The organism is Streptomyces sp. NBC_00377, assembly GCF_036075115.1.
In the GTDB taxonomy this organism is placed as follows: Bacteria; Actinomycetota; Actinomycetes; order Streptomycetales; family Streptomycetaceae; genus Streptomyces.
The window spans coordinates 8,992,734-9,005,717 of sequence record NZ_CP107958.1 but is presented as its reverse complement, the minus strand read 5'-3'; the positions used below and the strand labels follow the sequence as shown (position 1 = coordinate 9,005,717).

Here is a 12,984-nt window from a genome sequence, read left to right as displayed (position 1 = left end):
AAAGGCTCCCCCGTGCCATTCGCTGAGCAGCCCGGGTTCCTTGACCGAATTCCTGATCATGCTTCGGGGCGTACGAGGGGGCGCATCGTCACGTCCTACTCATCCGGGTCCCAGGCGCTGAGCTGGTCGAAGAGACGTCGGTCGCCGTCGAGCTCCAGGGAGTTGAACGGGATACGGTCGTACAGGATGAGGACCAGCTCGCCGGCAGTGCCCCGGGCGGAGGCGTCGGCCGCGTCCGGGTCCTGGCCGGCAGCGGTGGCCGGTATGGTGCCGGGCCCGGGAAGAAGGGTGGTCCGTGCGCCGTCGGCGGAGAGCGAGAGGCGCCAGGAGCGGCCCTCGCAGGCGTGGAAGTCGACAGCAGCGGGCTTGTGCGGCCAGGCACTCGTCGTTGCCACGCAGGTGGACAGGAACTCGTCGACACCGTCGAGTGCCACCTCGGCCGGCAGCGGCTGCGGGGCACCTACGGTGATCTGCGCGTCGTAGGTGTGCACCGCGATCTGCTGGAGCTGGTGGCGAGCTACGGCACCGCAGGTCTGCGGCGACTGCGACGTCTCCCACCACGTCCAGCAACCGCGATCCGGGCCGGCCTTGCGCAGTGCGTCCAGCAGTTGCTCCGTGGACTCCGCCAACCAGGCCAGCAGCGCCTCGCGCTCCCGGGGCGCAGCGGGGGCGCCCTGCGCTGCCGACTTGGCCGGAGCAGGCCCTGCGGCAACGGTGGCGGCCCAGTCGCGGCGCCCCTCCCCGATGTGCTCCGCCAGATCGAACAGCGTCCACTCGGGGCAGGTCGGCACCCGCACGTCGAGGCTGGGCGCGGCGGCGACCGCGGCGCGGAAGGCGGCCGACCGTTCATCGATCAGTCGCAGCAGAGCGGGAAACTCAAGTGTCGTTGTCACCCGGACTCTCTATCACCGCCTTCCAGCAACCGGACAGCGATTTTCACAGCCGCCGCAGGCGGACGCGCACCCTCACGGAGAAACGATGAAAACCCTCTCCACCGCCGACCGTGCATCACCCACGGCCAGACTCATACATGTTCTTCTGTGAGAGTTCCGCCCGAGCCCCCGGAGTGACCACGCTTCCGCACGTCGCCGTGTGACGTTCAGGACTTCGCGGCGCCCCATCCTCAGTGGCATCCGACGCCGAAGCCGCCGCGTTGTCCGGGAGTTGTGAAAGCGCGCCTGCGGGCGCGCGGTAGGTTGCCCACCATGACTGATCTAGGGTCCATCGCCTGGCCACCTGCCCCCATCAGGACCGACAGGCTCGTCCTCCGAGAGCCCGAGGCCCGCGACCGTGCGGCGTTCATCGAGCTGCTGGCGTCGCCAGAGGTGCACACCTACCTCGGCGGCCCTCACCCGCGTGACGAGCTTGAGCGCGAGATGCCCACGACGCCCGAACGGTGGCCCGGGAGCTTCGTCGTTGATCTCGACGGGGCGATGATCGGCCAGATCCTGCTCAGGAGAGCAACGGGCCACCGTCGCCCGGCTGCCGCGGGGAAGGCCGATCTCGGCTACCTGTTCCTGCCGCGGGCATGGGGATTCGGGTACGCCACCGAGGCGTGCGCGGCAGCACTGGACTGGTTCGACGACGCCTTTCCCGGCGAGCCGGTGGTGCTCACCACCCAGAGCGCCAACGTCGCCTCGATGCGCCTTGCGGAAAAGCTGGGATTCACCGAGATAGAGCGGTTCCAAGCCTGGGACGCCGAACAGTGGCTCGGCCTACGGCCCCCACTCACACCGTCCTCCTGAGCCCGTCCACGAAAGAGGTGATACGCCGACCGTCAGCCCTCGACGTCCCCCACGGGCGCCCGGCGACGAGTCGGCCAGCCGCTCACCCCCGGTGATCTCGGCCTGACGGCTCGCGGGCCCACCCTGGATAGCATCCAGTTCCCGCCCGTGGCCAGCGGCACCCCGCCGACCGGGTCCATCTGCCACAGGCGCATTCGGCGCCTCACGCTGCCACCGATGGTGCTTGCGCGGATGCTGCTTCTCCTGGTCGCGGACCAGGCCGTTGCGGGACAGCACCCGACGGACCGTGGCCCGCGAGGGTGCCGGCTCAAGCCTGCGGCCGGTCAACTCGCAGGAGATCCGCCGGGCACCGCATCGGGGATGCCGAAGACGCAGTTCGCACATCTCGGAGTTGGCGGACGTTCAGCCGAACCTGTCACCCATGCCCAGAGCACAAACGGTCAAGCCTCTCCTGAGACCTGACACCGACAGTCTTGACCAGTCACATGCCGAGCACCCGGCGGGTCTCGGCGGCGATCTGCTGTGTCTCACCGGTTGCGACCACAAGGACCGGGACACCGCTCCCTGCCTGATCGATGCGTCGGAGACCTTCCCGCATCAAATCCTCCAGTTCGGGGACGAGCAGCCCGCCTCGTACACCGAGAACAGCCAGGGCCGAGCAGATCTCCTCGCGTACCTCCGGTTGGTCTTCGCCGATCTCCCCGGTGAAGACCAGCGCGTCCAGCCGGTCCAGGGAGGCGGCCATTGAGGCGATACCCCTGCGGCAGCTGAGTGTGAACGTCGCCAGCGCCAACGCGGCCGCAGCATCACCCTCCGCGCGGGCGCGCACCAGATCCCGGGTGTCTCCCGAGGTACCGGAGAGGCCGAGCAGACCGGAATGCCGGTGGAGTGTGTCATCCAATTCGTCCGTGCTCAGACCGTGCTGCCGCTGCAGCCACAGCAACGCGCCGGGGTCCAGGCTGCCGCTGCGCCGGCTCATCACCAGTCCTTCCAGCGGAGTGAGGCCCATGGTGGTGTCCACGCTGCGTCCGTTCCGGACGGCGCAGGCCGAGCAGCCGCCGCCCAGGTGCACGAGCACGACCTGGAGGTTGTCGACGGGTCGGCCCAGGGCCTGCGACGTCCTTTGCAGTGCCCACGTGTAGGAAAGCCCGTGGAAGCCGTACCGGCGCAGCCCGTACTCGGTTCGCCATCGCTCCGGCACGGCGTACGTGTGCGCCTGGGGCGGCAGATCCTTGTGAAAGACAGTGTCGAAGCAGGCGACATGAGGAACGTCGGGCAGGAGTACCCGTGCGGCATCGACCACCTGAAGGGCAGGAGTCACGTGCAGCGGCGCGAGATCGGCGACGTCCGCCAGCAGAGCCCGGACACGTGCGTCGATCAGCGTATGCCCAGTCAGGTGCGGACCGCTGTGCACGATGCGGTGACCAACCGCCGCAGGAGTGGGCACCTCGCTGAGGAAGTTCCGCAGTTCCGCCGCCGCGGCAGGCCCCGGGGGCTCCGAGCCGTGTTGATCCGCCACACGATCGCCGTCCGCTGTGAACAGAGTGAGACGAAGGCTCGCTGAGCCGGCATCGAGGACAAGTACGTGACCCTCAGGGCTCTCGTGGGGATGGCCTGCACTCATCGCACACCTCCAGTTCACTCGCGTCCTCCGGCACGGTGCGCCCGCTGCGCAGCAAACGGCCCGGTGCAGGTCTCCCAAGCCCCCGGTCGTCTCCCGCCTTCCGGGTATCCGCAGTCAGCGCCGCCCTACCAGGATGATCTTCCAGACGCGGGTTGCCACCTGCAGACTGAGCCGGGTGTCCACGTCCGCCAGGTCGTGGTCGCTGATCTCACGGATGCGCTGGAGCCGGTAGCGCAGGGTGCTGCGGTGGATGGTCAGGGCGGCGGCCGTCTCGTCGTAGTTGCCTGCGCAGTCGAAGTAGCGCGAGAGCGTTTCCACCAGTTCCGTGTCGTGCCCTGCGTCGTAGTCGATCAGCTGGCCGAGCCACTCTCGCACGAAGCCTTCGAGCTCCTGGAGATCGTTGCCGGGCCCCAGGATCCGGTACAGCCCGAGGTCGTCGAAGAACGTCGTCCCGCTGGGCCGGCGGGAGTTCTGCCGCACCTCCAGGGCCCGCAGTGCCTCCTGGTAGCAGCGGGGAACGGCTTCCGGGGAGTCGCAGCGGGTGCTCACCCCGATCGCTCCGTTGGGCTTCACCAGCTCATGGGCCAGCGCCGCGTGCATGGCGTCGTCGTCGGACCTTGCTTCGGTCAGCAGGACTACCCGGTCGCCGCGACGGGTGATCAGCGAACGGGTTGCCGTGGTGGCCGTCGCTCGCTCGACGGCACGGTTGAAGGAATCGTCAGGGGCGTTGCCCGGCCAGTGCACTACGACCACGTAATGGGTACGTTTCAGGTCGTGGCCGATGGCTTCGGCCCGGGCGCAGGCGCTTGTCTCGTCAGTACCATCCAACAGGTCGTCGATCAGCTGGCGGCGCAGTCGCAGTTCGACCTCGGTGAGTTCGCGCAGATGCATGAGCTCCTGGGCGAGCGACCGCTGGGCGTGATCCAGGGCGAACATGGTGTGCTCGTCGGCAGTCATCTCGGGGTCCTCGATGGCGAGTACGCCGAGGAGTTCGCCGCGCGGCCGGGCGAGGGTGATCAGCCGGTCCTTGACTCTGACCGGGCCCGCCTCGCGCGCGACCTGTCGCAGCATCCTCTCCTGGTAGGTCGGGGACCGCACCGGGTAGGGGTCGGGCCGGTCGGGACCGGCCCAGGACCGCAGGTTGCCGAACCGGTCCTCGATGAGGGCGGACAGCCCGGTGAGTTTGTACAGCGCCTGGGTGATGGCGTCCTCGCCGCCGCCCCGGGCAGCGACGCCGGCCAGGGCCTCGTGCACGGTCTTTTGCAGGTTCAGCTTGGAGCGCACGGTGTCCAACTGCCGCAGCGCTTTGTCCCGTTCGGTGCGGAGCCGGCTCAGTTCACCGGCGTTGCCGCGGTGCGTGGCACGCGAGGCCGCCAGTGCCAGGGCCGCCGATGTGAGCGCCACGAGGGTCGACAGGAGGAAGCGCCCCTGCTCATCGGGTCGGGAGCGGGAGGAGACCACGATGTAGCCGAGCAGGCCGCCGGCCCCGCGCAGACCGAACGCCCAGTTCCAGGACCGCTCCGGAAGGGATACGGAGCCGTCGGCCTCGTCCAGCTCCTTCATCCGTGCGTCGTCGACCGTCGGCGCTCCCGCGTCGTGGCCGGGAACGCGGGACAAACCGTCGCCCGTCGCGAGGTATCCGGCCTCGGCGCGGTAGGGACCAAGGGCACTGACCTGCCGCATGGCCAGCCGCACGATCTCGCTCTGCTCCGCGCAGGTGAACAGGGTGTGGGACAGCGTCAGCAGCCCGTGTGGGTCCAGCGCCGCGAGTTGACGGGGGTCGTGTGGTTCGGTGCCCGCGGTGTCGCCCGGGTGGCGGCTGACCTCCTGGTCGGGATCGTGCGGCCACAGCCTCTCTGACGGACGGCTGGCCATGGATCACTCCGTTCTCCGGTCATCGGAGGCGCAAGCGAATGGTGGGATCCGCGCCTGGGCGTGCCCTGAGTACCCAGCCCGGACCGCTCCATCCGGCTTGTCTGGATTTTTCCTTGTTCTCACGGACCGACTGAGTACGCCGATTTCTGACCTGCGGGGTGCAGGCGGAGCGCACTGCTCTCTTGCCACTGTGGACCGGAACGATCGCCTGGCGCACCGGCGGCCGTGGCGGGAAGGACTGGCAGATGAACGAGCCCCGCAGGACCATCGCTTCGTACACGACCTACCAGGAGGCGGAACGCGCCGTCGATCACCTGTCCGATCGGGGTTTCCCCGTCGAGAGGGTGGCCATCGTCGGGCAGGACGTGCGCCTGGTCGAGCAGGTGACCGGCCGCATGGGACTCGGCGGGGCCGCCCTGCACGGCGCGGCGAGCGGCGCCCTGCCCGGCGCACTGATCGGATGGATCTTCGGGCTGCTGAACTGGCTGGACCCGGTCGTGTCAGGACTGCTCCTCGCCCTGTACGGGCTGATTTTCGGAGCACTCGTCGGCGCACTGCTCGGCCTGCTGGTGCACGCGGCCCAGCGTGGCCGCCGGGACTTCGCCTCGGTGAGCTTCATGCAGCCCAGCCGGTACGACGTCGTCGCCGACGACGCGGTCGCCGACGAGGCGGTGCGGCTGCTGGCCGAGCTGCCCGGCGGGACCAGTACCGGCACAAGCAGCGGGGCATGGAAGGGCAGCGGCCGCCCGCGGAGCGGCCCCGCCGTCACCTGAGCGATTACGGAAGACCGGGCGCTGCTTCGAGACCGAACGGAGGCGCCCGTCGCGGAAGGAGTTCCTCATGGCCAAAGCAGTAGGAATCGACCTGGGCACCACGAACTCGGTGATCGCCGTCTGGGAGGGCGGAGAGCCGACGGTCGTCCCCAACAGCGAGGGCAACCGCACGACGCCGTCCGTGGTGGCCTTCACCGACACCGGAGAGCGCCTGGTGGGCCAGCTGGCCCGTCGGCAGGCGATCCTCAACCCCAAGGGCACCATCTATTCGGCCAAACGGTTCATCGGCCGGCACTTCGACGAGATCTCCGAAGAGGCCAAGGCCGTCACGTACGACGTGGTCGAGGGAGAGGGCGGGGCGGCCCGCTTCAAGGTGCGCGACAAGCTCTACGCGCCGGAGGAGATCAGCGCGCAGGTGCTGCGCAAGCTCGCCGACGACGCCTCCAAGCAGCTGGGAGAGCGGGTCACGGAAGCGGTCATCACGGTGCCCGCCTACTTCAACGACGCCCAGCGCACCGCCACCAAGGACGCCGGACGGATCGCCGGCCTGGAGGTGCTGCGGATCATCAACGAGCCGACCGCGGCCGCCCTCGCCTACGGCATGGACAAGAAGGAGCACGAGACGGTGCTCGTGTTCGACCTGGGCGGCGGAACCTTCGACGTCAGCATCCTCGACGTCGGCGACGGCGTGGTGGAGGTACGGTCCACCGCGGGCGACAGCCATCTGGGCGGCGACGACTTCGACCGCCGGCTGGTCGACCAGCTCGCGGACGGCTTCCAGAAGGAGAACGGCATCGACCTGCGCAAGGACCCGCAGGCCCTGCAACGACTCTTCGAGGCCGCCGAGAAGGCCAAGACCGAGCTCAGCTCGGTGACCCAGACACAGGTCAGCCTGCCGTTCATCACCGCCGACGCCTCCGGGCCCAAGCATCTGACCACGACGATCATGCGGTCCACGTTCGAGCACATCACCGCCGACCTGGTGGAGCGCTGCCTCGGCCCGGTGCGCCAGGCCATGGACGACGCCAAGGTCAGCGACAAGGACATCGACGAGGTCATCCTCGTCGGCGGCTCCACCCGCATCCCCGCCGTCCAGGCCCTGGTGCGGCGGCTGACCGGCGGCAAGGACCCCAACATGAGCGTCAACCCCGACGAGGTCGTGGCGATGGGCGCCGCGATCCAGGCCGGGGTCCTCAAGGGCGAGGTCAAGGACGTCCTGCTGCTCGATGTCACTCCGCTGTCGCTGGGCGTGGAGACACGCGGCGGCGTGATGACGAAGATCATCGAGCGGAACACCACCATCCCGGTGCGCCGCTCCGAGACCTTCTCCACCGCCGAGGACAACCAGCCCGCCGTCGACGTCGTCGTCCTGCAGGGCGAGCGTGAGAGGGCCGCCGACAACCGGGTCCTGGGTCGCTTCCAGCTCACCGACATCCGCCCCGCGCCGCGCGGAGAGCCGCAGATCGAGGTCATCTTCGACATCGACGCCAACGGCATCCTCAACGTCACCGCGCGGGACAAGGACACCGGCAAGGAGCAGGGCATCACCATCAGCGAGAGCTCCAACCTCGACCGCACCGAGGTCGAGCGGATGGTCCAGGAGGCCGAGCGCAACCAGGGCGAGGACCAGGCCCTGCGCGAGGCGGTCGACGCCCGCAACGAACTGGACGCCATCGCCTACCAGGTCGAAAAGCGCCTCGGCGAGCTCGGCGACGCCGCGCCCGCACACGAGAAGGCCCGCGCCGAGATGCTGGTGTCCGAGGCCCGCGAGGCGGTCAAGAACGAGGTCGGGGCGGACAAGGCCCGGCCACTGACGTCCGAGCTCCAGCAGGTCTTCGCGGCGCTCGGGGCCCACCAGGCGGGAGCCGCCGCGGGCGGTCCTGCGGGCACCGGCTCGGACGGATCCGGTCCTGGCGGAGCCGCGCCGGGCGACGCCGGGGCCGATGACGACGTGATCGACGCCGAGTTCGACAAGGGCTGAGGTGCCCACTATGCCCATCCCACCCCGGGGCCCAGAGCCCGATCCGCGACCGGAAGGCGCCGTACAGCCGCCGCGCGGGGATCTTACGCAGCCCGGACCGCCGGCCGAGCAGGCCGAGCCGGGGCCCGACGCCGCAACCGGTACCGCCACACGCGACGACGCGTCCTCGGCCGCGCTGCGCGAGGCCGAGGACGGCTGGCGCCGCGCCCTGGCCGACCTCGACAACCTGCGCAAACGCCATACCAGGGAGCTGAAGGGACAGGCCGAGGCCGAGCGCGCCCGTACGGCTGCGGCCTTCCTGCCCGTCATCGACAACCTGGAGCTTGCCCTGAGCCACGCGGCCGCCGACCCCGGCGCGATCGTCGAAGGTGTCCGGGCTGTGCGTGACCAGGCCGTGAACGTCCTGGAGCGGCTGGGCTACCCGCGCCATGCGGAGAGCGGCGTGCCGTTCGACCCCGCCCGGCACGAGGTGGTCGGCGTGGTCCAGGAGCCCGACGCCGATCCGAACACCGTGGTCGAGGTACTGCGACCCGGTTACGGGGAGGCCGAGCGGCAGCTGCGGCCTGCCGCCGTGACCGTCGCCAAGCGGGAGTGAGCGGCCATGGCACGCGATTTCTACGAGGTGCTCGGTGTTCCGCGCACCGCCGACCGGGACGAGATCCAGCGGGCCTATCGCACCCTGGCTCGCAGGTACCACCCCGACGTCAACAAGGATCCCGAGGCGGAGGAGCGGTTCAAGGAGATCAATGAGGCCTTCAGCGTCCTGTCCGATCCGGAGCAGCGAGCCCGGTACGACCGCTTCGGTGAGGACTTCCGGAAGGTCCCGGAGGACTGGGAGGAACGGGTCGGTGCCGGTGCCGGCGCGGGAGCCGGCAGCGGTTTCCGGTGGTCCACCGGGGGCGGCCCCCGGGCCCGGTACGCCACCAGCGGCTTCGGCGCCGAGGGCGTCGATGTCGACGACCTGTTCGGCTCGTTGTTCGGGGGCGCCGGACGGATGCGTGTCCCCGGAGCCGACCAGGAGGCCGAACTGCCGCTCACCGTCGAGGAGGCCTACCGCGGAGGCCGCCGCACCGTCACCCTCGCCGGGCCCGACGGGCAGCGGCGGTACGAGGTGGACGTACCGCCCGGCGTCACCGACGGTCAGCGCATCCGGCTGGCTGGCGAGGGCGGCCGCGGGAGCGGCGACGGTTCCGCGGGAGATCTGTATCTGCGGGTGCGGATCCAGCCGCACCCCCGGTTCCGCCTCGAGGGCCGGGACGTGTACGTGCAGCTTCCGGTCACCCCTTGGGAGGCCGCGCTGGGCGCGACCGTGCCGGTGTCCACGCCGAGCGGTGCCACGGCGAAGGTGACCGTGCCCGCCGGGTCCTCCAGCGGACGGCGCCTGCGGCTGCGCGGCGAGGGCATGCCGGGCCCGCGCGGCGCGAACGGAGACCTGTACGCGGAGCTGCGGATCATGGTGCCGCCCCGGCTGAGCGACCGGGAGCGCGAGCTGCTGGAGGAACTTGCCGCTGTCTCCTCGTTCGACCCCAGGAGGACGTGATGAGCGACCGACCGGCCAAGGCCCGCCCGTCCCACGCACGCACGACCGAGGTGGGCGCGCGGTACACGATCGTGCCCGTGCCCGGGCTCTCGCTGGAGACCGTGGCCCGCCGCTCAGGCCTCCATCCCGATCTGATCCGTCGGTTCGTGGCCCTCGGACTGGTGGACGCCGGCCCCGACGCCTCAGGACGGCTGGTGTTCGACACCACGGCCCCGGCCGCCCTGGCCCGTGTCCAGCGGTTGCGCACCGGGCTGTGCCTGAACTACGCATCCCTCGGTCTGGTGCTCGACCTGCTCGACCGCATCAGCCTGCTCGAAGCCGCGCTGCGGCGCGCAGGCGTGAGGAGTGATCTACCACCATGGACATGAACCGCCTGACCCAGAAGTCACAGGAAGCCCTGCAGGAGGCGCAGAGCGCCGCCGGCCGTCTGGGCCACACCGAGGTCGACGGCGAGCATCTGCTGCTCGCCCTCCTCGACCAGGAGGGGGGCCTGATCCCGCGGCTGCTGCAGCAGGCGGGCACCGAGCCCGACGAGTTGCGCGCGGCCGTGCGCGAGGAGCTCTCCCGTCGGCCCAAGGTGACCGGCCCGGGCGCGGCGCCGGGCCAGGTCTTCGTCACCCAGCGCCTGGCCCGGCTGCTGGACGCGGCCGAGCGGGAGGCCAAACGTCTCAAGGACGAGTACGTGTCCGTGGAACACCTGCTGCTGGCCCTGGCCGAGGAGGGCTCGGCGACCGCCGCCGGACGCCTGCTCAAGGAGCACGGCGTGACCCGGGAGTCCTTCCTCGGCGCGCTCACCCAGGTCCGCGGCAACCAGCGAGTGACCTCCGCCAACCCCGAGGTGGCCTACGAGGCCCTGGAGAAGTACGGCCGCGACCTGGTCCTCGAGGCTCGGTCCGGGCGGCTGGACCCCGTCATCGGCCGGGACGCCGAGATCCGCCGCGTCACCCAGATCCTCAGCCGCAAGTCCAAGAACAACCCCGTCCTGATCGGCGACCCCGGCGTCGGCAAGACCGCCATCGTCGAGGGTCTCGCCCAGCGCATCGTCCGCGGCGACGTGCCCGAGGGCCTGCGCGACAAGATCGTGTTCGCCCTCGACATGGGCTCCCTGGTCGCCGGCGCCAAGTACCGCGGCGAGTTCGAGGAACGCCTCAAGGCCGTGCTGTCCGAGGTCAAGGCCGCCCAGGGAGGCATCCTGCTCTTTGTCGACGAACTGCACACCGTCGTCGGCGCGGGCGCCGCCGAGGGCGCCATGGACGCGGGCAACATGCTCAAGCCGATGCTCGCCCGCGGCGAACTGCACATGATCGGCGCCACCACCCTCGACGAGTACCGCAAGCACATCGAGAAGGACGCCGCCCTCGAGCGCCGCTTCCAGCAGGTCCTGGTCGAGGAGCCCAGCGTGGAGGACACCATCTCCATACTGCGCGGCCTGCGTGAACGCCTGGAGGTCTTCCACGGCGTGAAGATCCAGGACACCTCGCTGGTCGCGGCGGCGACGCTCTCCCACCGCTACATCACCGACCGTTTCCTGCCCGACAAGGCCATCGACCTCGTCGACGAGGCGTGCGCTCGGCTGCGTACCGAGATCGACTCGATGCCCGCCGAACTCGACGAGATCACCCGCCGCGTCACCCGCCTGGAGATCGAGGAAGCCGCCCTCTCCAAGGAGACCGACCCCGCCAGCGAAACCCGCCTCGAAGAACTGCGCAAGGAACTGGCCGACCTGCGCGCCGAGGCCGACGCCAAACACGCCCAGTGGGAGGCGGAACGGCAGGCCATCCGCCGCGTGCAGGAGCTGCGCCAGGAACTGGAGCAGGTCCGCCACGAGGCGGAAGAGGCCGAACGCGCCTACGACCTCAACCGCGCCGCCGAACTCCGCTACGGCCGCCTCCAGGACCTCGAGCGCCGGCTGGCCGCCGAGGAGGAACAACTGACCGCCAGGCAGGGCCAGAACCGACTGCTGCGGGAGGTCGTCACCGAGGAGGAGATCGCCGAGATCGTCGCCGCCTGGACCGGCATCCCCGTCAGCCGCCTCCAGGAGGGCGAACGCGAGAAGCTGCTGCGCCTCGACGAGATCCTGCGCGAGCGCGTCATCGGCCAGGACGAGGCGGTCAAGCTGGTGGCCGACGCCGTTATCCGGGCCCGTTCCGGCATTCGCGACCCGCGCCGGCCCATCGGGTCGTTCATCTTCCTCGGCCCCACCGGTGTGGGAAAGACCGAGCTGGCCAAGACCCTCGCCCGGGCCCTGTTCGACTCCGAGGACAACATGGTCCGCCTCGACATGAGCGAGTACCAGGAGCGGCACACCGTCAGCCGGCTCATGGGCGCACCGCCCGGATACGTCGGCTACGAGGAAGGCGGCCAGCTCACCGAGGCCGTACGCCGCAAGCCCTACTCGGTCGTGCTGTTCGACGAGATCGAGAAGGCGCACACCGACGTCTTCAACACCCTGCTTCAGATCCTCGACGACGGCCGCATCACCGACGCTCAGGGCCGCACCGTCGACTTCCGCAACACCGTGATCATCATGACGTCCAACATCGGCTCCGAGCACCTGCTCGACGGCGCCACCGCCGAGGGTGAGATCAAACCGGACGCCCGCGCCCTGGTGATGGGCGAGCTGCGCGGACACTTCCGCCCGGAGTTCCTCAACCGCGTCGACGACATCGTGCTGTTCAAGCCGCTCGGCGAGCAGCAGATCGAGCGGATCGTCGAGCTACAGTTCGACGAGCTGCGCCGGCGCCTCGCCGAACGCCGCATCACCGTCGAACTCACGGAAGCAGCACGGAAGTTGATCGCCCACCAGGGCTACGACCCGGTGTACGGGGCCCGGCCGCTGCGGCGTTACATCTCCCACGAGGTCGAGACCATGGTCGGGCGCGCCCTGCTGCGCGGTGACGTCCAGGACGGCGCGACGGTCCGCGTCGACGCCGAGCACGGAGAACTGGTGGTCACCTACGACAAGCCCGAGGATGTGAAGGAAGCGAGGGCGGCATGAGCACCCTGCAAGCCACCAACGTCGTCTGCCCGCACTGCGGGCGCACCAACCGGGTGCCGGTGGCCGCCGAGGGCCGCCCCACGTGCGGCAACTGCAAGCAGCCGCTGCCGTGGATGGCCGATGCGGGCGACGACGACTTCACCGAAGTCGTCGAGCAGGCCACCGTGCCCGTCGTCGTCGACCTGTGGGCCACCTGGTGCGGCCCCTGTCGCATGGTCAGCCCCGCGCTGGAGCAGGTCGCCACCGACCTGGCAGGAACGATCAAGCTGGTCAAGGTCGACATCGACAAGAACCCGCGTCTGGCACAGCGGTTCGAGGTCCAGGCGGTACCGACGCTGCTGGTCCTCGACAAAGGACAGACCATCGCCCGGCAGGCGGGTGCCGCACCTGCCCCTGCCCTTCGGCGGTGGGTGGAGCAGTCGATCGCGGCCCGGAAAGAGTGATCCAC

11 protein-coding genes are annotated in these 12,984 nt (G+C 70.0%); 8 read left to right on the top strand and 3 right to left on the bottom strand.

Translation table 11 applies throughout. The features are described 5' to 3' along the window. Positions 1-95: 95 nt before the first annotated feature. Entirely contained in the window at positions 96-893 is a 798-nt protein-coding gene (locus tag OHS71_RS40050; protein ID WP_328484215.1) for a maleylpyruvate isomerase N-terminal domain-containing protein, read from the bottom strand. A 312-nt stretch (positions 894-1,205) separates the two neighbouring features. On the opposite strand from OHS71_RS40050, the gene OHS71_RS40045 reads away from it, so the two are divergent. After that, positions 1,206-1,745 carry a GNAT family N-acetyltransferase gene (locus tag OHS71_RS40045; RefSeq protein ID WP_328484214.1) on the top strand — a complete coding sequence of 180 codons (540 nt, stop codon included), beginning with the start codon at positions 1,206-1,208 and terminating at the stop codon, positions 1,743-1,745. 481 nt (positions 1,746-2,226) lie between these two features. On the opposite strand, the gene OHS71_RS40040 is transcribed toward OHS71_RS40045, so the two are convergent. Together OHS71_RS40040 and OHS71_RS40035 are read right to left on the bottom strand one after the other, a co-directional pair. Continuing rightward, positions 2,227-3,264: an acetate/propionate family kinase gene (locus tag OHS71_RS40040; RefSeq protein ID WP_328484213.1), complete on the bottom strand. Its 1,038-nt coding sequence runs from the start codon at positions 3,262-3,264 to the stop codon at positions 2,227-2,229. Positions 3,265-3,483: 219 nt separating this feature from the next. After that, the gene (locus OHS71_RS40035) at positions 3,484-5,244 is read right to left on the bottom strand and encodes a PucR family transcriptional regulator (protein WP_328484212.1); all 1,761 of its coding nucleotides are present in this window, start codon (positions 5,242-5,244) and stop codon (positions 3,484-3,486) included. 182 nt (positions 5,245-5,426) lie between these two features. Between OHS71_RS40035 and OHS71_RS40030 the strand changes: the two genes are divergently transcribed. The 7 genes from OHS71_RS40030 (at position 5,427) to trxA (ending at position 12,979) form a co-directional block, all read left to right on the top strand. Beyond that, positions 5,427-6,017, top strand: coding sequence for a general stress protein (locus tag OHS71_RS40030; protein WP_328484211.1), 591 nt, complete (start codon positions 5,427-5,429; stop codon positions 6,015-6,017). A gap of 67 nt (positions 6,018-6,084) precedes the next feature. Continuing rightward, complete coding sequence (dnaK, locus tag OHS71_RS40025) at positions 6,085-7,998, top strand: molecular chaperone DnaK (protein WP_328484210.1); 1,914 nt, start codon at positions 6,085-6,087, stop codon at positions 7,996-7,998. A 10-nt stretch (positions 7,999-8,008) separates the two neighbouring features. Continuing rightward, entirely contained in the window at positions 8,009-8,593 is a 585-nt protein-coding gene (gene grpE, locus OHS71_RS40020; RefSeq protein ID WP_328484209.1) for a nucleotide exchange factor GrpE, read from the top strand. A 6-nt stretch (positions 8,594-8,599) separates the two neighbouring features. Beyond that, entirely contained in the window at positions 8,600-9,538 is a 939-nt protein-coding gene (locus tag OHS71_RS40015) for a J domain-containing protein (RefSeq protein WP_328484208.1), read from the top strand. After that, the gene (locus OHS71_RS40010) at positions 9,538-9,906 is read left to right on the top strand and encodes a chaperone modulator CbpM (RefSeq protein ID WP_328484207.1); all 369 of its coding nucleotides are present in this window, start codon (positions 9,538-9,540) and stop codon (positions 9,904-9,906) included. The genes OHS71_RS40015 and OHS71_RS40010 overlap by 1 nt, the downstream gene beginning before the upstream one ends. Beyond that, entirely contained in the window at positions 9,897-12,536 is a 2,640-nt protein-coding gene (clpB, locus tag OHS71_RS40005; RefSeq protein ID WP_328484206.1) for an ATP-dependent chaperone ClpB, read from the top strand. The genes OHS71_RS40010 and clpB overlap by 10 nt, the downstream gene beginning before the upstream one ends. After that, positions 12,533-12,979: a thioredoxin gene (gene trxA, locus OHS71_RS40000; RefSeq protein ID WP_328484205.1), complete on the top strand. Its 447-nt coding sequence runs from the start codon at positions 12,533-12,535 to the stop codon at positions 12,977-12,979. Before clpB ends, trxA begins: the two co-directional genes overlap by 4 nt. The last annotated feature ends 5 nt before the right edge of the window (positions 12,980-12,984 follow it).

Excerpts from the sequence above, each read along its gene's own strand:
- OHS71_RS40045 (WP_328484214.1), top strand. The coding sequence starts at position 1,206 with ATGACTGATCTAGGGTCCATCGCCTGGCCACCTGCCCCCATCAGGACC.
- OHS71_RS40035 (WP_328484212.1), bottom strand. The coding sequence starts at position 5,244 with ATGGCCAGCCGTCCGTCAGAGAGGCTGTGGCCGCACGATCCCGACCAG.
- dnaK (WP_328484210.1), top strand. The coding sequence starts at position 6,085 with ATGGCCAAAGCAGTAGGAATCGACCTGGGCACCACGAACTCGGTGATC.
- grpE (WP_328484209.1), top strand. The coding sequence starts at position 8,009 with ATGCCCATCCCACCCCGGGGCCCAGAGCCCGATCCGCGACCGGAAGGC.
- OHS71_RS40015 (WP_328484208.1), top strand. The coding sequence starts at position 8,600 with ATGGCACGCGATTTCTACGAGGTGCTCGGTGTTCCGCGCACCGCCGAC.
- OHS71_RS40010 (WP_328484207.1), top strand. The coding sequence starts at position 9,538 with ATGAGCGACCGACCGGCCAAGGCCCGCCCGTCCCACGCACGCACGACC.
- clpB (WP_328484206.1), top strand. The coding sequence starts at position 9,897 with ATGGACATGAACCGCCTGACCCAGAAGTCACAGGAAGCCCTGCAGGAG.
- trxA (WP_328484205.1), top strand. The coding sequence starts at position 12,533 with ATGAGCACCCTGCAAGCCACCAACGTCGTCTGCCCGCACTGCGGGCGC.